20 protein-coding genes and 1 tRNA gene are annotated in these 18,739 nt (G+C 63.7%); 7 read left to right on the top strand and 14 right to left on the bottom strand.

Annotated features, from left to right (window positions below; genetic code table 11):
- Positions 1–68 precede the first annotated feature (68 nt).
- A complete protein-coding gene (locus ACFPFW_RS15160; protein ID WP_114958052.1) occupies positions 69–1,052 on the bottom strand; it encodes a L,D-transpeptidase family protein in 984 nt (327 codons plus the stop codon).
- 62 nt (positions 1,053–1,114) lie between these two features.
- Between ACFPFW_RS15160 and ACFPFW_RS15155 the strand changes: the two genes are divergently transcribed.
- From ACFPFW_RS15155 to ACFPFW_RS15140, 4 genes are all read left to right on the top strand, one after another.
- Positions 1,115–1,921, top strand: coding sequence for a TrmH family RNA methyltransferase (locus ACFPFW_RS15155; RefSeq protein ID WP_114958106.1), 807 nt, complete (start codon positions 1,115–1,117; stop codon positions 1,919–1,921).
- A gap of 56 nt (positions 1,922–1,977) precedes the next feature.
- Positions 1,978–3,153 (top strand): patatin-like phospholipase family protein, encoded by a 1,176-nt coding sequence (locus tag ACFPFW_RS15150; protein WP_114958053.1) that lies wholly within the window; start codon positions 1,978–1,980, stop codon positions 3,151–3,153.
- Between the two features lie 58 nt (positions 3,154–3,211).
- Complete coding sequence (locus tag ACFPFW_RS15145) at positions 3,212–4,126, top strand: LysR family transcriptional regulator (protein WP_114958054.1); 915 nt, start codon at positions 3,212–3,214, stop codon at positions 4,124–4,126.
- Between the two features lie 210 nt (positions 4,127–4,336).
- Positions 4,337–5,551, top strand: a complete 1,215-nt coding sequence (locus ACFPFW_RS15140; RefSeq protein WP_114958055.1) for an NAD-dependent formate dehydrogenase — start codon at positions 4,337–4,339, stop codon at positions 5,549–5,551.
- Positions 5,552–5,684: 133 nt separating this feature from the next.
- Here ACFPFW_RS15140 and ACFPFW_RS15135 read toward each other — a convergent pair whose 3' ends face one another.
- Positions 5,685–6,869 carry an HPP family protein gene (locus ACFPFW_RS15135; protein WP_114958056.1) on the bottom strand — a complete coding sequence of 395 codons (1,185 nt, stop codon included), beginning with the start codon at positions 6,867–6,869 and terminating at the stop codon, positions 5,685–5,687.
- A gap of 140 nt (positions 6,870–7,009) precedes the next feature.
- Complete coding sequence (locus ACFPFW_RS15130; protein WP_114958057.1) at positions 7,010–8,119, bottom strand: ATP-dependent DNA helicase; 1,110 nt, start codon at positions 8,117–8,119, stop codon at positions 7,010–7,012.
- A gap of 259 nt (positions 8,120–8,378) precedes the next feature.
- Between ACFPFW_RS15130 and panD the strand changes: the two genes are divergently transcribed.
- Positions 8,379–8,738, top strand: a complete 360-nt coding sequence (gene panD / locus ACFPFW_RS15125; protein WP_114958058.1) for an aspartate 1-decarboxylase — start codon at positions 8,379–8,381, stop codon at positions 8,736–8,738.
- Here the strand turns inward: panD and ACFPFW_RS15120 are convergent.
- Together ACFPFW_RS15120 and ACFPFW_RS15115 are read right to left on the bottom strand one after the other, a co-directional pair.
- Complete coding sequence (locus ACFPFW_RS15120) at positions 8,735–10,324, bottom strand: adenylate/guanylate cyclase domain-containing protein (protein ID WP_114958059.1); 1,590 nt, start codon at positions 10,322–10,324, stop codon at positions 8,735–8,737. The genes panD and ACFPFW_RS15120 overlap by 4 nt on opposite strands.
- Positions 10,325–10,384: 60 nt before the next feature.
- Positions 10,385–11,089, bottom strand: coding sequence for an SIMPL domain-containing protein (locus ACFPFW_RS15115; RefSeq protein WP_114958060.1), 705 nt, complete (start codon positions 11,087–11,089; stop codon positions 10,385–10,387).
- 108 nt (positions 11,090–11,197) lie between these two features.
- Between ACFPFW_RS15115 and ACFPFW_RS15110 the strand changes: the two genes are divergently transcribed.
- Positions 11,198–11,273: transfer RNA gene (locus ACFPFW_RS15110), tRNA-Ile, on the top strand.
- 42 nt (positions 11,274–11,315) lie between these two features.
- Here the strand turns inward: ACFPFW_RS15110 and ACFPFW_RS15105 are convergent.
- Positions 11,316–11,732, bottom strand: a complete 417-nt coding sequence (locus tag ACFPFW_RS15105; protein WP_114958061.1) for a cupin domain-containing protein — start codon at positions 11,730–11,732, stop codon at positions 11,316–11,318.
- A gap of 34 nt (positions 11,733–11,766) precedes the next feature.
- The gene (locus ACFPFW_RS15100) at positions 11,767–13,044 is read right to left on the bottom strand and encodes an epoxide hydrolase family protein (protein WP_114958062.1); all 1,278 of its coding nucleotides are present in this window, start codon (positions 13,042–13,044) and stop codon (positions 11,767–11,769) included.
- Between the two features lie 169 nt (positions 13,045–13,213).
- Between ACFPFW_RS15100 and ACFPFW_RS15095 the strand changes: the two genes are divergently transcribed.
- On the top strand, positions 13,214–13,918 hold the full coding sequence (locus ACFPFW_RS15095) for a hypothetical protein (RefSeq protein WP_114958063.1): 705 nt from the start codon (positions 13,214–13,216) through the stop codon (positions 13,916–13,918).
- 6 nt (positions 13,919–13,924) lie between these two features.
- Here ACFPFW_RS15095 and ACFPFW_RS15090 read toward each other — a convergent pair whose 3' ends face one another.
- From ACFPFW_RS15090 to ureC, 7 genes are all read right to left on the bottom strand, one after another.
- A complete protein-coding gene (locus ACFPFW_RS15090) occupies positions 13,925–14,227 on the bottom strand; it encodes a hypothetical protein (RefSeq protein ID WP_114958064.1) in 303 nt (100 codons plus the stop codon).
- A 36-nt stretch (positions 14,228–14,263) separates the two neighbouring features.
- Positions 14,264–14,494 carry a hypothetical protein gene (locus ACFPFW_RS15085; RefSeq protein ID WP_114958065.1) on the bottom strand — a complete coding sequence of 77 codons (231 nt, stop codon included), beginning with the start codon at positions 14,492–14,494 and terminating at the stop codon, positions 14,264–14,266.
- 74 nt (positions 14,495–14,568) lie between these two features.
- Positions 14,569–15,192, bottom strand: a complete 624-nt coding sequence (ureG, locus tag ACFPFW_RS15080; protein ID WP_114958066.1) for an urease accessory protein UreG — start codon at positions 15,190–15,192, stop codon at positions 14,569–14,571.
- Positions 15,189–15,857, bottom strand: a complete 669-nt coding sequence (locus tag ACFPFW_RS15075; protein WP_114958067.1) for an urease accessory protein UreF — start codon at positions 15,855–15,857, stop codon at positions 15,189–15,191. Before ACFPFW_RS15075 ends, ureG begins: the two co-directional genes overlap by 4 nt.
- A 117-nt stretch (positions 15,858–15,974) precedes the next feature.
- On the bottom strand, positions 15,975–16,556 hold the full coding sequence (gene ureE / locus ACFPFW_RS15070; RefSeq protein ID WP_114958068.1) for an urease accessory protein UreE: 582 nt from the start codon (positions 16,554–16,556) through the stop codon (positions 15,975–15,977).
- The gene (locus tag ACFPFW_RS15065) at positions 16,553–16,993 is read right to left on the bottom strand and encodes a DUF6314 family protein (RefSeq protein ID WP_114958069.1); all 441 of its coding nucleotides are present in this window, start codon (positions 16,991–16,993) and stop codon (positions 16,553–16,555) included. Before ACFPFW_RS15065 ends, ureE begins: the two co-directional genes overlap by 4 nt.
- Positions 16,994–17,001: 8 nt before the next feature.
- Positions 17,002–18,729 (bottom strand): urease subunit alpha, encoded by a 1,728-nt coding sequence (gene ureC, locus ACFPFW_RS15060; protein ID WP_114958070.1) that lies wholly within the window; start codon positions 18,727–18,729, stop codon positions 17,002–17,004.
- Positions 18,730–18,739 lie beyond the last annotated feature (10 nt).

Here is an 18,739-nt window from a genome sequence, read left to right as displayed (position 1 = left end):
GGGTGTGAGTCCGGACGATAGATCGTCCGCAGACCAGCGGAGGAGAGTGAGGGCGGCTTGAACGAGGTTCACTCCTCAAACATCACCGGAACGCCCTTCTTCACCATTCCCGCCAGTTCCTCGACGTCCCAGTTCGTCAGGCGCACGCAGCCGCTCGACTGGTTCTTGCCGACTTTCTCGGGTTCAGGCGTGCCGTGGATGCCGAAATGATCCCGGTCGAGCGCGATCCACACAACGCCGACCGGATTGTTCGGACCGGGCTTCACCGTCATCGGCTCGTCGGGGCGGTCCTTTTCGCCTTCGAGCTTCAGCTTCGGGTCGTAGTTCCAGGTCGGCACTCTGGCGACGCGAGTGATCTTGGTCTCGCCGTCCGGTGCCGGGTTGTCCTTGCTGCCGATGGTCGCGGGGAAGAGGGCGATCAGCTTGTTGTCCTTGCCGAAGACACGAAGCGTCCGCTCGCTCTTGTCGACGACGAGGCGTTCGGCCGCGGCCTCGGAACTGGAGGCGCGGCCCTCTTGTTTTTCGACGGAGACCACATCGATCTCGGTGCCGTCCTTGCCGAAATCGGCGTCAGGATTCAGAGCCTTGAGAAGTTCCTCGTCCATGTGGAAGCGTTCGGCCAGCTCTTCCCGCAGGCTCGTGTAGGAGAGGCGATCCAGTTTCGCCTTCTCGGCGATGTCGTCGGGAATTTTCTCGGCGAACGGGCCCTTCAAGTCCTGGGCGGTGATCGTGTAACGCATCATAATCGGGGCGGAGTCGGCCTCCGTCAGCTTGCCGAGCGTGTCGGCATCGAGCTTGCCGGTCGGCTTCAATTCTTTGTCGACCTGAAATGCTTTCAGGGCGATCTCGGTGGCGTCGCCGCTGATCCCGTCGATCGCGCCGGGCGAATAGCGTGCCCGGTCGAGCAGGACCTGCGCCTTCAGGATGGCGGCCTTCGACGGCTCGCCGTTCTCCAGGCTGGCGCCGTTCACGTCGTCGGGCGACAGCCCCTTTGCCACGGCTGGCGAAGCCAAGGCCGCGAGAACCGCAATTCCCAATCCGAGATGTCTCATCGCATTCTCCCGTGCCGGAAAGAACGGCGCGGCGGGCAAACGGTTGCGTGTATAAGCGCGTGATGTTTCCGCTCTTTGTCTACGACCCCGATGACCCCCGCATTTCAGCCTTCCGCGCCGTGCGCGAGCGCGACCTCGTTGGCCGCGAGGGCCAGTTCATCGCAGAGGGCGAGGTTGTGCTTCGCATGCTCATCCGTTCGACGCGCCACAAGCCAAAGGCGGTTCTGATCGACGGCAAGAGGATCGAAAAGCTCGCGGCCCTTCTGTCCGAGCTTCCTTATGACGTCCCGGTCTATGCCGGGACTCAGGCAGTCCTCGACGCCATCGCGGGCTTCCATCTCCACCGCGGAATCCTCGCAATCGCAGAGCGCGGACTTCAGCCGACCACTGTCGAGCTACTGTCGACTCTGAGCGACAATGCGCTTGTCGTTGTCGCCATAGGAATCGCCAACCATGACAATATCGGCGGCATCTTTCGAAACGCTGCCGCCTTCGGCGCGGACGCGGTCCTACTCGATCCGGAAAGCTGCGATCCGTTCTACCGCAAGGCGATCCGCGTCTCGGTCGGCGCCGTGCTCAGCGTCCCGTCGGCCCGCTTCTTGTCGAACGATGAATTGTTCGAGGCATTGGGGCAGGGCAGTTTCACTCCGTTCGCTCTGTCGCCCTCGGGAAATCTAACGCTAACCGAGCTCAAACCGCCCGCACGCTCCGCCGTCCTCATGGGCGCCGAAGGCCCCGGACTGCCCGCCGAAGTCCTCGCCCGTTCCACGACCGTCCGCATATCGATGGCGGAAGGCTTCGACTCCCTCAACGTCGGGACCGCGTGCGGGATAGTGCTGCATCATCTGCGGTCTAGGCCTAATTGCTAGGGCATCAGGTCGCGGTGCAGAGCGGACCCTGACGGGGTTTTTCGCGTTTAGCGATCATGACAAAAGTCGCTTCCATTTCCTCCGCCACTCTCCTTTTCACCGCCGCCCTCACGGCAACCTCGAGCATATCCCCGGCCTACGCCGCCTCGGATTGCGAGACGCCTGATGGCCGCCGCGCCTTCACGCTAGAAGAACAGGATCAGGCCACGTATCCGAGCATTCCGGATGCGCGCTTCTTCGGCGACGATGAGAAGGCCTTCCTCAATGCCGTGCCGAAGCAGCCCGGCCCATGGCTCGTCATGTCAGGCGGGGGGGCAGACGGCGCTTATGCCGCCGGCATCCTCAATGGCTGGAGCGAGCGCGACGACCGTCCGCAATTCTCCGTGGTCACCGGAGCCTCGACGGGCGCGCTAATCGCGCCCTTCGCCTTCCTCGGCAAGGACTACGACCAGCATCTGCGCGAGAGCTACACGACGATCAATGCCGGGGACGTCTTCGAGGATGCGGCGACCCCGCAGAGCCTCCTCGACACCTGGCCACTCAAGGACACGATCGCGAAGCAGGTCACACCTGAACTGCTCGAAGCCATCGCGAAGGAATATGACAAGGGCCGCCGTCTGTTCGTCACGACGGTCAGCCTCGATTCCGAGCGCACCACGGTCTGGAACATGGGCGCGATCGCCAAGCACGGCGGCGAGGACGGACTCGCCCTGTTCCGCAACGTCCTGCTCGCATCCACGTCGGTACCGGGCCTGTTCCCACCGGTCACCTTCGACTTCGAGGCGAACGGCCATTGCGTCCGCGAAGTGCATCTCGACGGCAGCGTCGGCGGGCCATTCTATCTGGCTCCAGACGGGTGGATGGACGGTTCGAGCTTCATGCATCTGCCGTCCGAGGGCGTCTATCTCATCCTGAACAGCCAGATCGTGCGCCATTTCGAGATGACGCAGCCGAACACTTTGTCGGTTCTCGGCCGCGCCATCGGCATCGCGCTCAAAACGACCGGCCGCGCGGATGTCGAGCGGGTCTTCCAGTCGGCGCAACGTGACGCGATTCCGATCAATTTCGCCCATATCGGCGGCGATTTCGCCCAGCTTTCGCAGGGCGCCTTCGACGACGTCTACATGAAGGCGCTGTTCGAGCGCGGCGAGACCGAGGCACGTAAGGGCAGGGCATTCCGCCAGAACCCGCCGAGCTTCGATGCCGCGCCGCAGGATGCCGAAGTCCGCTAGTTCGCGGAAAATCCGCAGGTTGTGCTAAGAGGGCCGACGATTTTCGTCGGTCCTCTCCATGCTCATTCGCCAGCTCCACTATCTCACCGCGCTCGCACGTGAACGGCACTTCGCCCGGGCGGCTGCGTCCTGCAACGTCACCCAGCCGACCTTGTCGGCCGGCATCAAGCAGATTGAGGAGACGCTCGGCGTCCTCGTCGTCGAGCGCGGCCATCGCTTCATCGGCTTCACCGCCGAAGGCGAGCGCGTCCTTGCATGGGCGCAGCGTGTGCTGGCCGATTACGAGGGCCTGACCCAGGATCTCGGCGGCCTTCGCGAAGGTCTGGTCGGTCGCCTGCAGATCGGTGTCATCCCCGTCGCGCTCCCGCTCGTGCACTGGTTGACCGAGGCGTTCGCGGAAGCTCACCCGCGCACCACGATCCAGGTCCTGTCGCAGACCTCGGCCGAGATCCAGCGTGGCCTCGATGCCTTCGAGCTTGATGCCGGCGTCACCTATCTCGACAACGAACCCTTGGCCCGAGTCCGCACGTTCCCGCTCTACGAGGAACACTATGTGCTCGTCACGCCGGCTGGAGGCGCGTTCGACGACCGCGATAAGGTGACCTGGGAGGAGGCGGCGGGCATCCCGCTTGGGCTCCTCACCAACGACATGCAGAACCGCCGCATCCTCGACATGCATTTCCGCGAGGCGGGGCAGGTCGTCCGTCCGGTGTTCGAGACCAATTCGCCTTTCGCGCTGCTCCAGCACCTGACGACCATGCGCTGGTCGACGGTCCTTCCTCACACCTACCTAGCGGTCATAGGTGAATTGAGCGGAATGCGGACGCTCAAACTCGTCGAGCCGGACGCCAGCCATCAGGTCGGCCTTGTTGTGGCGGAGCGGGAGCCGCTTCAACCTCTCGCCCGCGCGCTTCGCGCCGTGGCAGCCCAGCCGAGCGTGCGACAGCGTCTGGAACTCGACATCCTGAATTGATAGGCCGAGCCTATCAAAAAACAAAAACAATCAGTTTGAAGGCTGCGCGAGGGGTCGCCATGTTCTCTCGCAGAAGCTGATGCCACGTGGGCGTCAGCAGATGTTCGCAACAACTGCCGCTTTCCAGATTTGGAGCTATTCCAGAGAAGAGGATAGCTTTGTCTGTACTTGCAGAGCAGCGCGAACGGTATCCTCTGGGAGGAGGAAAGCATGGCGAAGGTTGTTGCTGTACTTTATGACGATCCGGAAACCGGGTTCCCGCCGAAATATGCCCGTGACAGCATTCCGGAAATCAAGGTCTATTCGGACGGCCAGACGGCTCCGACGCCGAAGGCCATCGATTTCAAGCCCGGCGAAATGCTCGGTTCGGTCTCCGGCAACCTCGGCCTCGCCAAGTGGCTCAAGAGCCTCGGCCATGAACTCGTCGTTACGTCCTCGAAGGACGGCCCGGATTCCGAACTGGAAAAGCATCTGCACGATGCTGAGGTCATCATCTCGCAGCCGTTCTGGCCGGCCTATCTCACCGCGGAGCGCATCGCCAAGGCGCCGAAGCTGAAGCTGGCGCTGACGGCCGGCATCGGTTCGGACCATGTCGACCTTCAGGCCGCGATGGAGCGCAACATCACCGTTGCCGAAGTCACGTTCTGCAACTCGATCTCGGTCGCCGAGCACGTGGTGATGATGATCCTCGGCCTCGTGCGCAACTACATCCCGGCCCACGACATCGTCCGCAAGGGCGGCTGGAATATCGCCGACGCCGTCAAGCAGTCCTATGACCTTGAGGGCATGCATGTCGGCACGGTCGCAGCTGGCCGCATCGGCCTCGCGGTGCTCCGCCGCCTCGCTCCGTTCGACGTCAAGCTCCACTACACCGATCGTCACCGTCTGCCGGAGTCGGTCGAAAAGGAGCTCAACCTGATCTGGCATGCGAAGCGCGAGGATATGTATCCGGTCTGCGACGTGGTCACGCTGAACTGCCCGCTTCATCCCGAAACCGAGCACATGATCAACGACGAGACGCTCAAGCTGTTCAAGCGCGGCGCCTACATCGTCAACACGGCGCGCGGCAAGCTTTGCGACCGTGACGCCATCGTGCGGGCCATGGAATCCGGCCGTCTCGCCGGTTACGCGGGCGACGTGTGGTTCCCGCAGCCGGCCCCGAACGACCATCCGTGGCGCACGATGCCGAATGAGGGCATGACGCCGCATATGTCCGGCACCTCGCTTTCGGCCCAGACGCGCTATGCGGCGGGCACGCGCGAAATCCTCGAATGCTTCTTCGAGGGCCGTCCGATCCGCGACGAATACCTGATCGTCCAGGGCGGCGGTCTGGCCGGCGTCGGCGCGCATTCCTACTCGAAGGGCAACGCCACGGGCGGGTCGGAAGAAGCGGCCAAGTACAAGAAGGCCACCGTCAAGGCGTAAGGCTTCGCAAGGTTCGAAGGCCCCGGCGGCGCGCCCTCCACACAGTCGCGCCGCCGTTCGAGCCGACGACCAAGCGAACCAAGGTGCGGGCGCCGCAACGCCCGCACCTTTTTGTTTGTAAAAAGCCGGTGCGTCAGGCCGCCGGTGTCTTGGCCTCCTGTTCGAGTTTCTCCTCGAACAGGGCTGCGATGACGTCCGATTGGGTAATGATGCCGACAAGGCGCCCCTGGTCGTTCACGACCGGCAGGTGGTGGAGGCCACCATCCGCCATCAGGGGAAGCAGGTCGGCGACCGGCATGTTCGGCGTGGCTGTGCGGACCGGCGTCGTCATCACGTCGGAGACCACGTCCTGCGGCGCCGGTTTCATCCGCGCCGCGTTGCCGAGCCGCTGGCCAAACCGGACCGAGGGGCCACCATTGCCCCAGGATGTCTTGGTGAGGAGGTCGGTCTGGGTCAGGATGCCGATCACACGCGCGTCCTCGTCCGTCACCGGCAGGACCTTGATATGATGCTCGCGCAGCATGTGAAGCGCCTCGCGCAATGTCTCGCCGGGCGAGACCGCCAGCACGTCGCGTGACATGATGTCGGCGCAGCGCAGTTCGCCCGAGCGACGGCGGAAGGCCCGCAATTCAGCACTGCGCATCACCGCTTCGAGGTCGGCCCGGTCTACGTCGAGCAACTGGCCATATTCCATGAGCGCCGCCTCGATATCCGCGGATGTGAAGCCAATGCGCGACATTGGCGGCACGTCTCTGGTTCCGTGGCCTGGAGACGTCGTCGCCGGCATCACCGAATGCGGGTAGCTGCGGCCGGTGAGATTATTGAACACGAGCGCGGCCAGGACGATCAGCAGCGTATTCGCTCCGAGCGGCCAAAGCAGGAAATGATAGCCAGCGGCGTGGATCACCGGGCCGCCGAGCACGGCGGTCAGTGCGACGGCGCCGCTCGGGGGATGCAGGCAGCGCAGGCTGAGCATCGCCGGGATGGCGAACGCGATGGCAATCGCAGCCGCGATGGCTGGATCGTCGATCCATTGGGCCGCGGTGACGCCGATCAGCGCCGAGACCATATTGCCGCCGATGATCGACCAGGGCTGGGCGAGGGGGCTCGCCGGCACACCGAACAACAGAACAGCCGACGCGCCCATTGGCGGGAGCAGATAGGGCAGTTCGTTGAACGAGCCGAAGGCGAGGCGCGCGACGAGACCGGTGATCAGAATGCCGATCAGGGCGCCGATGCCGGCTCGAAATCGTTCCAGCCCGCTCACCGGCGGAGAACCGTGGAAGAGCCGCTTCAGCATATCGGAGTTCTGGGCCATCGAGTGCGCACATCCTCGCTGGCAGACTCAACCTGCGCCTGCCTAAGTTCTGTGCAGTTCGATCATGCCCGTTACGCGCCAGTCAACCCGACCCAAGGTCGCTGCCGTCATTGGTGCGCTAGTGTTCGCCATAGCGGAGTTCACACCACCACGCTCAACCGCTTCGCCGCCCGCGTGATCCCGGTATAGAGCCACCGTGCCCGGCTGTCGGGGAAGGCGAAGCTCTCGTCGAAGAGCACCACGTCGTCCCATTGCGAGCCCTGGGATTTGTGCACCGTCAGCACATAGCCGAAATCGAACTCGTCATAGGCCCGACGCTCCTCCCAGCTCAGATCCTCGATCGCGCCGAGGAAGCATTCCGGACGCACCGTCACCTTCACTTCGCGGCGTCCGCCTTCCTCTTCTGGCTTGATCCGCATGGTTACGAGCTTGGACTTGGATGTCCGGTTTTCGGTCACAGTCCAGAGGCCGCCGTTGAACAGCGCCTTCCTTCGGTTGTTTCGAAGGCAGACCAGCTTGTCGCCGGTCATCGGCAGTTCCTCGGTGAAGCCACGCCGTTCGCGCATGCGCTTGTTGTAGGCCTTACGGGTGTTGTTTCGTCCGACCAGCACTTGCTCCGCGCCAAGCACACGGGCGGGATCAAGTTGCGACTTCGGCACGACCTCGGTCTCGCCATAGACGCCCGGCTCCAGCGTCCGGCCCTCGCGCACCTGCATCGACAGCCGTACGATCGGATCGTCCTGCGCCTGACGGTGGACCTCGGTCAGCATCACGTCCGGCTCGGAATTCGTGAAGAACCCGCCACCCTGAACCGGCGGAAGCTGCGCCGGATCGCCGAGGACGAGCAGGGGAACGTCGAACGACAGCAGGTCGCGGCCGAGTTCCTGGTCCACCATCGAGCACTCGTCGACGACGATCAGCTTGGCGCGGGAGGCGGGGGCTTCGTCCCAGAGCTCGAAATTTGGCGTTTCCTCGCCGCTCTCCTTCGCCTTGTAGATCAGGCTGTGAATCGTCGACGCGCCCTCGCACCCCCGGGATCGCATCACCAGAGCTGCCTTGCCGGTGAACGCGGCATATTTCACCACGCCGTCGATGCCCTCGGCCAGATGCCGGGCAAGCGTCGTCTTTCCCGTTCCGGCATAGCCGAACAGGCGGAAGATCTGGGGCGTCGAGCCGCGTCCTGGTCTGGCCTTGAGCCAGTCGCCGACGGCCTTCAGCGCATCGTCCTGATGGGGAGTGAACTTCGGCATGGGATTCGCGGGAACAATACCAGAACTAAAAACGGAAGTCTGTCCCCCGGACCGCCCACGGTGCCGCCGTGTCGCGTGATCCGGGGCCCAGCACGTGAGTGCGCCGCAGGCGCTCTTTGGACATTGAGCTTCGCGAATATGCGCTGGGACCCGGTTCTCGTGATGCGCTATCGCGCACACGGACCGGGACACGGTTGTTCCATCAACCGCAATCCGCTATCTGACCGCGCTCCCTGACAACCTGAAGACGAGGCACGCGATGAACGTCACCATGATGAAGGGCAAGATCCACCGTGCGACCGTCACCGAAGCCGACCTCCATTACGAAGGCTCGATCTCGATCGACCGTGATCTGTCGGAGGCGGCGGGCTTCTTCATCAACGAGCGCGTCGAGATCTACAACATCGACACCGGTGCGCGCTTCGCGACCTACGTCATCGAGGGCAAGCGGGGCTCGGGCGTGATCGGCCTGAACGGCGCCGCCGCCCGTCTGGCCATGCCGGGCGACAAGGTCATCATCGTCGCCTATGCCGACATGAGCGCCGAGGAAGCCCGGACGCACGTTCCAAGCGTCGTCATGGTCGACGGCGACAACCGGATCCAGCCAAAAGCAGCCTAGGTCGTGGGTACAGCTCTCGTCTTGACGTCGAGCGCCGCGATGGCCTGCTCCAGCAGCCGCCGCGTTCTGTCCGCGGCAGCCGGATCCATCGCGTCGAAGTCGAGGAACACCTCGACGCCCTTGGCCTGTTCGCTCAACACCATCGGCCGGGTTTCCTCGTCGCCGGTCAGGCCGTCGACGGCATAGGGAATCACCTCGCGGCTGATGCCCTTCATGTGGATCGGCTCCAGCGGGTGAGCGCGGACGAGATCGCGAACCAGCGCGTAGGTCTCATAGCTCAGCACGATGCCGCCCGGTTCCGCCGTGGTCTGTAGGCGGGCCGCGAGGTTCGCCTCGGCACCGATGATCGTGTAGTCCATGCGGTCTTCCGAGCCGAAATTGCCGACATTGCAGAAGCCGGTATTGATGCCCATCCTCGCCTGGAAGGGCCGTTCGACACCGCGCCGCCGCCACTCACCGTTTAGCGTCACGAGCCGCTTCTGCATCTCGACCGCCATCCGGAGACAGGCATTTGCGTCCTCGGCTGCGCCCTTGGTTTCCGGGTCGCCGAAGAACACGAGCATCGCGTCGCCGATGAACTTGTCGACAGTCGCGCCGTGCTTCAGCGCGATGTTGGACATCTCGGTGAAATACTCGTTCAGCAGCGCCGTCAGGTCCTCCGGCTGCAGCCGCTCGGTTGTCGCGGTGAAGTCCTTGATGTCGGAGAAGAAGATCGTCAGCCGCTTGCGCTCAGTTGCGATCGCGACGTCGCGCTGTCCGGAGAAGATCGATTTGTATATCTGCGGCGAAAGGTATTTCGCGATCTTCATCGAGATCGCCGCGAGGAAGTCGTTCGCCTCGCTTAGCTCGCGGTTCATGCCAGCCATTGCGAGCGACTGGCGGCGCTGGAACAGCACGAACGAGATGCCGATGATAGCCGCCAGCGCGAAATAGCCGAGCAGGAACTTGAACGCGAAGACGTTCGCCGCGATCGGCTGATGGATCGTGATTTCCTGGATGCCGCGAACATCGCCGACCTTCCAGTCCTTCTTCGGACTTTCCGGATGCGTGTTGTGGCAGACCACGCAGGCGGCGGCCATCCGGACGGGACTGGCCATTCGGATCTCGCGATCGAACACCGATCCCGAGACGGAGATGATCGGCTGGCTCGGATCGTTCCTGAGGCGCTGGATCGCTGTCGTTTCGAAGAGATCGAGATCGCGCGGCCCGCGGCCGGAGAATGGGTAATCGGAGACGAAGCGGTATTTCACCGAGTCGTTTCGCTTGCTGATCAGGTTGCCGAGTTCGATCGACAAGGTCGCCGGGATCGGGATGCCGCCAATCACGGCATGGAAGTCATGCGTTGGCTTGATCGTCTGGCCATTGGCGGCAAGGACGCGGCCGACCACCTCGGCGGAATAGAAGCCGCGCATGTCGTCGATGATGCGGCTGATCTCGCCGCCCTGACGGCGCAATAGATCCTCGGACAGCGCACGCAGGTCGAGCAGTGCGGCTACGGGAAGGCCGGCGAGCAGCAAGAGAACCATGCCGGCGATCCACCATACCGACGTCGTCCGCCCGGTCGCGACTTCACCATCATCCGCCATGTCAGCCTCCATCCCCGAAACCCTTATAGCCGGGTTTCAGGGACGCGCCATGGGCGAACGCTAGGGGGCGATTTCCCAGGTCGCCGTGATGTTGATCTGGACGTCCTGCTCTCCTTCCGCGACCGGTACAGAGTCGGCCTTGGCCGCCATTTGCGGGCGCATGACCATCGGCCGTGGCGGGATGAAGCCGCCACCCTGTTCGGAAAGATCGCGCAACTTTCCTAACTTCACGCCGGCCGCCTCTGCATAGATCTCGGCCTTGCGCTTGGCATCGGCGAACGCTTCCTTGCGGGCTTCGTCCTGCAGCGGCGCTTTCTTGTCGATGTCGAAGCTGAGCCCATTGATCTGGTTGGAGCCGTCGGTCACCGCCTTGTCCAGGATCGTGCCGAGCTTCGAGAGATCGCGGATTTTTACCGATAGCGTATTCGTAACCGTGTAGCCGATGATGCGCGGATCACCGGTTCGGTTCGGCTGGTAATCGTATTTTGGCTGGACCGAGAAACCCGACGTCGAGAGATCCTTGTCCTCGATGCCGGAGGACTTGAAGCTGGCGAGCAGCGTTTCCATCGCCTTCGAATTGGCTGCGAGTGCGTCGCCAGCCGTCTTGGCCTCGGTGACTACGCCCGACGACAAGGTAGCCATGTCGGGCTTGGCCGAGACGCTGCCTTCGCCGGAGACGGTGATCGACGGTGGCAGAGGGGGGACCGGTTGGGCGAGCGCGGGAACGGCCAGAACGAGGAACGCGGCGGCAAGCGCGAGGCGCATTGAAAGACTCCAGTTTGCGGGAGGCGAACAGGAGCGGTGAAAGCAGGCGGGATGAAGGCATACGATCTTGCGCGAGCGGGCCGCCTCATGCGAGTGCTCGGTTTGCGTGGGCCTGTAGCTCAATGGTTAGAGCCGACCGCTCATAACGGTCTGGTTGCAGGTTCGAGTCCTGCCGGGCCCACCACGCCTTTCACCAGGCGGCCACTCTCCCACGATCGCGCTCCTGTCACTTCGGCGGGGCGTTTGCCTGTTCGAGCGCGACGAGCGGTTTGCCTTTTTCGACGATGTAGGTGGCGAGTTCGGCGGCATTGCCGGTGCCAACATTCTTCGCCGTATGGATCATGCCGGCCGGAATAAACAAGGACTCGCCTTGCTTGAGCATTACCGGCGGCTTGCCGTCGAGCTGATATTCAAGCAGGCCTTCGATGACATAGGCGATCTCCTCGCCCGGATGCTTGTGCGCCGGAAACGCGACCCCAGGGGCGAAGTCGACACGCACCTGGACGACGTCGCGTCCCGGTATGCTGAGGTCGTGACGCAGCAGATCGGTGCGTTTGACGCCGGGCTGCTGCGACTGCGCCATATCGAGGGTCAGGCCGCCGACGATGAGGACCGCTGTCGCGATAAACTGGACCGCTTTCATGTCGTACGCTCCGTGCTTCGGTGAAACTCGGCGATCAGTGCATATTGCGAAGTGTTCGGAAGGCCGCGCGGAGTTCGGCCGCGAATAGCTCGGGCTGCTCCCAGGCAGCGAAGTGCCCCCCTCGGTCGACCTCGTTGAAATAGATGAGATTACGGTAGGCCTTCCGCGCCCATGTCTCCGGTGCGCGATAGACCTCGTCCGGAAAGACCGTGATCGCCACCGGAAGGGCGATTTCGGAGGTCTTTTGTGCGGACGAGAGAATGACGCTCTGACCGCTTGTCTCCCAATAGAGCCGCGCTGCGGACGCCGCGCTGTTCGTCAGCCAGTACAGCGAAACGTTGTCCAGGAAGTCGTCTTTGCGGAGCAGACGTTCCGGCTCGCCGTTGTTGTAGTCGTACATGAAGACCGCGAGACCGGCCGGAGAGTCCGTGATGGTCTGGCCGATCACCTGCGGTCGCGTTCCCATGAGCGCTGCATAGGCCCGGTACATCTTGTAGAACCTGTCGAGCGCTTCGAACGCCGCGCGCTCCTTGTCGGACAGTCCTTCCGGTGGAGGCGCGCCACGGGCGAGGAGGGCCGCGATGTCGGGTGGCACCGTCGCCGGCAGGTTGATGTGAATGCCGAGCAATCCTGCCGACGCCTGACGCGCCATCGCGCTGGAGACGGGTGAGCCCCAGTCGCCGCCCTGTGCGACGTATCGGGTGTATCCGAGGCGGCTCATTAGTTCGGCCCAGGCTCGGGCAATGCGGTCCGGACCCCAGCCGGTACTCGTGGGTTTGCCGGAGAATCCGTAGCCCGGCATCGAGGGCAGGACGAGATCCAAGGCATCCTCGGCGCTTCCGCCGTGCGAGACCGGGTCCGTGAGTGGACCAACGGTGCCGAGCAGCTCGAAAACGGAGCCGGGCCAGCCATGCGTCATGATCAGGGGCAGGGCATTCGCATGACGGGAACGGACGTGAACGAAGTGAATGTCGAGCCCGTCGATCTCGGTGATGAATTGCGGGAGGGCATTCAGCTTCGCCTCACCCTTGCGCCAGTCGTATTCGGTTCCCCAATAGGCGATGAGCTGCTGCAACGCCGCGAGCTGTATGCCCTGCGATCGGTCGGTGACCGTCTCCTTGTCCGGCCATCGGGTCGCGGCGAGGCGCCTGCGGAGATCCGCGATCTGATCTACCGGGACGTCAACGCGGAAGGGGCGGAGCGTGGCGTCTCCCTCGGCCTCGGCCGGCCGGCTCCGGAATGGAATGAGGGCACCAACCGCCGCCAAGCCGGCCAGAATGCCACGTCTCGTGGACCAGAAGGTCGCATTCATGCTGCTCTCCCCCGGTGGCAGGAACCTTTGTCCTGGCGTGTTGAGGGCGCGCCTGCTCCGCACATTAGCGACTTCCGGTGATTAGTCGACTGATCGTGCGGACATCGAGACGCAGCTTAAGGGAGTGCAGAATGCTCGGCTTGCCGTGCTAGGCTCTTGTCCGCAGGTGATGAAAGCTTTCCTCCGCTTCCGCTCGAAACCGAAGGTTCTGCTGCTGCAGACATCGGACGCGGAAATCTACGCCCCGATGCTGGCGATCGGCGAGCGGGCGAACCGCGCCTATTGCGAAAGCCACGGCTTCGAATACCGGTCCTTCGTCGGGCTGAAGCGCGGTCATTATTCCTGGCACGCCACCTATAATCGCATCCCGCTGATCAAGGAGATCATGGACGAGGGCTATAGGGGCTGGGTGCTCTATCTCGACGCCGATGCCTATGTGCACGATCTCGGGTTTGATATCCGGGAGATCATCGGCTGGAGGTCCGAGCCGCTGATCGCCGATACAGCCGGCCGCGACGATTACTGGGCGATCAATGCCGGCGTCTTCCTGCTCAATCTCGGGGATCGCCGGGGCCGGAAGATCGCGGCGACCTGGTACTCCGATTTCATGGCGATTTCAGATGACGATCTCATCAAGGCAAGGCGGTGGTATTCGATCGCGAGCGATCAGGGTCTGTTGCACAACCTTCTTCGCCGCGACGTCAAGTATCGCAACGCGGTCAGGCGAGCGCCTCCCCAGCTGCTGAATTATCACAACGGCACATTCGTCCGTCAGTATCTCCGCGAGTTTGGCCCGCTCTCGAAACGGGTGGCGGTGATGGAGCAGGATATCGCCGAGATCCTGACCCGATGGGAACTGTCGCGAGACGAATAGGCAGGATCACTCGAGCAGGGTCGACGGATCGAACGGCAAGGTCTTCGGGTGGCTCGGCACCTTGCCGTCGCGCCACATCTCGTCATGAACGCGGGTGCCCTCGTCGGTGAGGCGGTAGAGCTGTTCGCCGTGTTCGTTGCGGCCGCGCTTTTCGAGAAGAGCGGAACTGATCAGCGCGGTGATGTCCGCGCTGCCGAGTTCCGGCCAGTGACTGGCCGGTGCTTCCAGGTCATGCGAACGGGCGAAGCGGTCGAGCGCGCGGCGCTGGGCCGTGGTCAGTTTGCGGTAAGTCAGCATCGCAAGCGACATAGGCCGCCGCGGGGCAACTGACCAGAAGGATCGTCTCTAATTCACGAGCTCCGCGACCTCGACTTCCATCATATCGACGAGGAAGTGAGGCGTGCGATGCGTCGTCGTCATTTCCGTGCGTGCCATGTCGATTGCCGCCTCGGACGAGGCGGCGGCCGGCACGTGGATGGTGCGCTGCAGGACTTTGGCTTCTCGGCCGACATCGTTGCAGACGCGCTTGAAGAAATGGACGGAATACGGAGTCGTGGCGGTTTTGCTGCCAAGCATCAGGGCCTCCCACTGAACCCACGCACCTTGAGGCGCTGTTTGGGCGTTGTCTTTGACCCTAATCAATGCCCCGATTATGCCGCCTTTGGGGCGAGACCGCCCGCTTTCTCAATAAAACTTGCGATCACGTCGACTCCGATGCCTGCGCGGATGTTCGAGAAGACATAGGGACGGGTGCCGCGCATGCGTTTGGTGTCGGCTTCCATGATCGAGAGATCGGCGCCGACATAGGGAGCGAGGTCGATCTTGTTGACGACGAGGAGGTCCGACCGGGTGATGCCTGGGCCGCCCTTGCGCGGGATCTTCTCTCCGCCGGCGACGTCGATGACGTAGATCGTGATGTCCGCAAGCTCCGGCGAAAAGGTCGCCGCGAGATTGTCGCCGCCGGACTCGATCAGGACGACGTCGAGGTTCGGAAATTTGCGGCGCATGTCGGCGACTGCGGCCAAGTTGATCGAGGCGTCTTCGCGGATCGCGGTATGCGGGCAGCCGCCAGTCTCGACTCCCATGATGCGTTCGACGGGCAGGGCGTCGGCGACCGTCAGGAGGCGGGCATCCTCCTTGGTGTAGATGTCGTTCGTGATGGCGCAGATGTCGTAGCGGTCGCGCAGGGTCTTGCAGAGCTGCTCCATCAGAGCCGTCTTGCCGGAGCCGACGGGGCCGCCGATTCCGACGCGGAGGGGGCCGTGTTCACTCATGAGCGGAAGAGCCTCGTGTATTGGGTTTCGTGGCGGAACGAGCCGAGATCGGCACGGAAGACCGCGCTGCCGACATCGTCGAGCGAGAGATTTTCGGCGGTTCCGGCCAGTTCGGTCACCAGCGGAGTGAGGGCGGACAGGACGCGCATTCCGGTCGTCTGACCGATCGGCGCGGAGCGGATCGCGGCTGAGACGAGGTTCTGCGCGAAAGCCAGAAGGAAGGCCGGCAGAGTGGCCTGCCGCGCGATGCCGTGGGCCGAGGCGGCAAGCCCGACCGCGACCGGATAGGCGATTTCGTCAATGCCCTTCGCGGCGTCAGTCAGGCTATCGTGCGGCCAGGCCGCAAGCACGGCGTCGAGGAAGCTGCGGCCCTGCTGGGCGGTTTCGAGGCGAAGTTCCTGCGATGGTGCAAAGGCCAGTGCCAGCTCGTTGATTTCATTTATTTTGGTGAGGTCGCCGAATGCTAGAGCTCGGTGCGTCGCCGCCAGGAAAATCGCGTCGTTCCGGCCAGCGCCGTGGGTCAAGGTATCCCTTAGCCAGTCGAGCAGGCTTGCCTCGTCACGGACATCGCCGTCTTCGACAGCCCATTCCAGGCCATGGGAGTAGGCATAGGCGCCGACCGGGAAGGTGGGCGACAACCAGGCGAAGAGGGGTAGGGTGGTCATCTGACCTCATCCTGAGCCGCGAGCGGAGCTCGCGTGTCGAAGAATGGCCGCAAGCTCAGAGGTCGTGACGATCCTTCGACGCGGACGCTTCGCGCCCGGCTCAGGATGAGGTCGGGATCAATGATGATGGTCATGGCCACACCCGCAGTCCGGGCCGTGGTCGTGATGATGATGGTCGTGATCGTGGCCATGCGAATGTGCACCGCCATGTGCATGACCATGGGAACCGGTGTGCACTTCCGCGCCGTTGTGCCCGTGTTCGCCGTGCTCATGATAGGCACCCTGTTCCGGCCGGAACGGACGCTTCACCGCAATTGCCTTGGCGCCGAGGCCGCGGACCATGTCGGCCAACACGTGGTCGGGCTGGATATAGAGCGCTTCCTTGGTGATCTCCGCCGGGGTGTGGCGGTTGCCGAGATGCCAGGCAATCTTCATCAGCCGCAGCGGATTCTCGGTCGTGATCTCGATCAGGTCTTCCGGCGCCGCGACGACGCGGATGAGCTTGCCGTCGTCGAGCTTCAGCGCGTCGCCGTCTTCCAGTATGGCGGCCGCGCCGAGATCGAGCAGGAATTCGAGGCCGTTGTCGGCGGTCATCGTCACCCGGCGGCGGTGGCGGGCCTGATGGTCGAGCGTGATCGTGTCGACGACCAGTTCCGGTTTGACCGCCAGGCGGCGGACGATGAGGGCGGCGCGGTTCATGCGGCGATCCTTTTGTCGGTGCGGCGGGTATAGGCCGTCGTCATCGTGTAGTTCTTGTTCGGGCCGGTGACCCGGTGGCGGATGGTGAACCCATCGCCCGCGAAGCGATAGGTGGTCAGATACATGTCGCGACCGCAAGGATGCGTCGCCTCTCCGGTCAGCGAGCCGTCCTCGGAGCGGATCAGGGCGATCTTGTGGAAGAGGCGGAGCGGCTCGGCGTCGAACCACACCGCGAAGCCGTTGGTCAGGGGTTCGAACAGGTAGCGCCGCTCGGCCGGATAGCTGCCGCCCGCAACCTTCAACTCGCCACGCTCGAAATAGGCGAGCCACCCGTCGGTCCGGCGGAAGAAGGTAGCGACGCCAGCAAGCGATCCTTCCGGGTCGATGGTGCGCGCAATCGACCAGTTACCTTCCAGGCCCTCTACAACGTCCAGCATCAGACCACTCAGAACATGAAATAGCGCTGCGCCATCGGCAGGCGCTCGGCCGGCTCGCAGACCAGAAGCTCGCCGTCCGCGCGAACGTCGTAGGTCTCCGCATCGATCTCGATGACCGGAGTGGCGTCATTGTGGATCATGCTCTTCTTGCCAATGCCCGAGCGGGTGTTGTCCACCGCCACGAACTCCTTCACCGAGCCGAGCCTGTCGCGAAGGCCGTTCTGAAGGGCGGATTTCGAGACGAAGGTCAGAGCGGTCGACTGTACGGCGCGGCCATAGGCGCCGAACATCGGGCGGTAGTGGACCGGCTGCGGCGTCGGGATCGAGGCGTTGGGATCGCCCATCGGGGCGGCCGCGATGGCACCGCCCTTGATGATCAGGTCCGGCTTCACGCCGAAGAATGCCGGCGTCCAGAGCACGAGGTCGGCCAGCTTGCCGGGCTCGATCGAGCCGATATGCGCCGATACGCCGTGTGCGATGGCCGGGTTGATCGTGTATTTCGCGATGTAGCGGCGGGCGCGCAGATTGTCGTTGTCGCCCTTCTCGCCGGGCAGGGCGCCGCGCTGCTGCTTCATCTTGTCGGCGGTCTGCCAGGTCCGGATGATCACCTCGCCGACGCGGCCCATGGCCTGGCTGTCTGACGACATCATCGAGAGCGCGCCGAGATCGTGGAGGATGTCCTCCGCGGCGATCGTCTCCTTGCGGATGCGGCTCTCGGCGAAGGCGAGATCTTCCGGGATCGACGGCGACAGGTGATGGCAGACCATCAGCATGTCGAGATGCTCGTCGAGCGTGTTCTTGGTGAACGGCCTGGTCGGGTTGGTGGAGGAGGGCAGGACGTTGGCGAGCCCTGCCACCTTCATGATGTCCGGTGCATGGCCGCCGCCCGCGCCCTCGGTGTGGAAGGCATGGATCGTGCGGCCCTTGAAGGCGGCGATCGTGTCCTCGACGAAGCCCGACTCGTTCAGCGTGTCGGTGTGGATCATCACCTGCACGTCGTGCTCGTCGGCGACCGAGAGGCAGCAGTCGATCGCGGCGGGCGTCGTGCCCCAGTCCTCGTGGAGCTTGAGCGCGCAGGCGCCGGCCAGCACCATCTCGTTCAGCGCGCCGGGCAGCGAGGCATTGCCCTTGCCTGCGAAGCCGAGATTCATCGGGAAGCTGTCGGCCGCCTCGATCATCCGGGCGAGATGCCACGGGCCAGGCGTGCAGGTCGTGGCGAAAGTGCCGGTCGCAGGACCCGTGCCGCCACCGAGCATGGAGGTGACGCCGGACATCAGCGCTTCCTCGATCTGCTGCGGGCAGATGAAATGGATGTGGGTGTCGAAACCGCCGGCCGTGAGGATCTTGCCTTCACCGGCGATGACCTCGGTGCCCGGGCCGACAATGATGTCGACGCCCGGCTGGACGTCCGGATTGCCTGCCTTGCCGATCTTGAAGATGCGGCCGTTCCTGAGCCCGACATCGGCTTTTACGATGCCCCAGTGATCCAGCACCACCGCATTGGTGATGACGGTATCGACCGCGCCGTCGGCATTGGTGATCTGGCTCTGGCCCATCCCGTCGCGGATGACCTTGCCGCCGCCGAACTTCACCTCCTCGCCGTAGGTGGTGAAATCCTTCTCGACTTCGATGACAAGGGAAGTGTCGGCAAGACGGATCTTGTCGCCGGTGGTCGGGCCGAACATGTCGGCATAAGCCTGGCGGGGCAGCGATGCGGGCTGGCGGGCGTTGGACATCTGAACCTCG

This window comes from Flaviflagellibacter deserti (genome assembly GCF_042652085.1).
GTDB lineage: Bacteria > Pseudomonadota > Alphaproteobacteria > Rhizobiales > Methylopilaceae > Flaviflagellibacter > Flaviflagellibacter deserti.
Note: the sequence above shows the minus strand (reverse complement) of the source record. Positions and strands in the feature narration are given on the sequence as shown.

What these genes read in the sequence shown, in the direction of transcription:
- ACFPFW_RS15160 (WP_114958052.1), bottom strand. Translation starts at nt 1,052, where the DNA reads ATGAGACATCTCGGATTGGGAATTGCGGTTCTCGCGGCCTTGGCTTCG.
- ACFPFW_RS15155 (WP_114958106.1), top strand. Translation starts at nt 1,115, where the DNA reads ATGTTTCCGCTCTTTGTCTACGACCCCGATGACCCCCGCATTTCAGCC.
- ACFPFW_RS15150 (WP_114958053.1), top strand. Translation starts at nt 1,978, where the DNA reads ATGACAAAAGTCGCTTCCATTTCCTCCGCCACTCTCCTTTTCACCGCC.
- ACFPFW_RS15145 (WP_114958054.1), top strand. Translation starts at nt 3,212, where the DNA reads ATGCTCATTCGCCAGCTCCACTATCTCACCGCGCTCGCACGTGAACGG.
- ACFPFW_RS15140 (WP_114958055.1), top strand. Translation starts at nt 4,337, where the DNA reads ATGGCGAAGGTTGTTGCTGTACTTTATGACGATCCGGAAACCGGGTTC.
- ACFPFW_RS15135 (WP_114958056.1), bottom strand. Translation starts at nt 6,869, where the DNA reads ATGGCCCAGAACTCCGATATGCTGAAGCGGCTCTTCCACGGTTCTCCG.
- ACFPFW_RS15130 (WP_114958057.1), bottom strand. Translation starts at nt 8,119, where the DNA reads ATGCCGAAGTTCACTCCCCATCAGGACGATGCGCTGAAGGCCGTCGGC.
- panD (WP_114958058.1), top strand. Translation starts at nt 8,379, where the DNA reads ATGAACGTCACCATGATGAAGGGCAAGATCCACCGTGCGACCGTCACC.
- ACFPFW_RS15120 (WP_114958059.1), bottom strand. Translation starts at nt 10,324, where the DNA reads ATGGCGGATGATGGTGAAGTCGCGACCGGGCGGACGACGTCGGTATGG.
- ACFPFW_RS15115 (WP_114958060.1), bottom strand. Translation starts at nt 11,089, where the DNA reads ATGCGCCTCGCGCTTGCCGCCGCGTTCCTCGTTCTGGCCGTTCCCGCG.
- ACFPFW_RS15105 (WP_114958061.1), bottom strand. Translation starts at nt 11,732, where the DNA reads ATGAAAGCGGTCCAGTTTATCGCGACAGCGGTCCTCATCGTCGGCGGC.
- ACFPFW_RS15100 (WP_114958062.1), bottom strand. Translation starts at nt 13,044, where the DNA reads ATGAATGCGACCTTCTGGTCCACGAGACGTGGCATTCTGGCCGGCTTG.
- ACFPFW_RS15095 (WP_114958063.1), top strand. Translation starts at nt 13,214, where the DNA reads ATGAAAGCTTTCCTCCGCTTCCGCTCGAAACCGAAGGTTCTGCTGCTG.
- ACFPFW_RS15090 (WP_114958064.1), bottom strand. Translation starts at nt 14,227, where the DNA reads ATGTCGCTTGCGATGCTGACTTACCGCAAACTGACCACGGCCCAGCGC.
- ACFPFW_RS15085 (WP_114958065.1), bottom strand. Translation starts at nt 14,494, where the DNA reads ATGCTTGGCAGCAAAACCGCCACGACTCCGTATTCCGTCCATTTCTTC.
- ureG (WP_114958066.1), bottom strand. Translation starts at nt 15,192, where the DNA reads ATGAGTGAACACGGCCCCCTCCGCGTCGGAATCGGCGGCCCCGTCGGC.
- ACFPFW_RS15075 (WP_114958067.1), bottom strand. Translation starts at nt 15,857, where the DNA reads ATGACCACCCTACCCCTCTTCGCCTGGTTGTCGCCCACCTTCCCGGTC.
- ureE (WP_114958068.1), bottom strand. Translation starts at nt 16,556, where the DNA reads ATGAACCGCGCCGCCCTCATCGTCCGCCGCCTGGCGGTCAAACCGGAA.
- ACFPFW_RS15065 (WP_114958069.1), bottom strand. Translation starts at nt 16,993, where the DNA reads ATGCTGGACGTTGTAGAGGGCCTGGAAGGTAACTGGTCGATTGCGCGC.
- ureC (WP_114958070.1), bottom strand. Translation starts at nt 18,729, where the DNA reads ATGTCCAACGCCCGCCAGCCCGCATCGCTGCCCCGCCAGGCTTATGCC.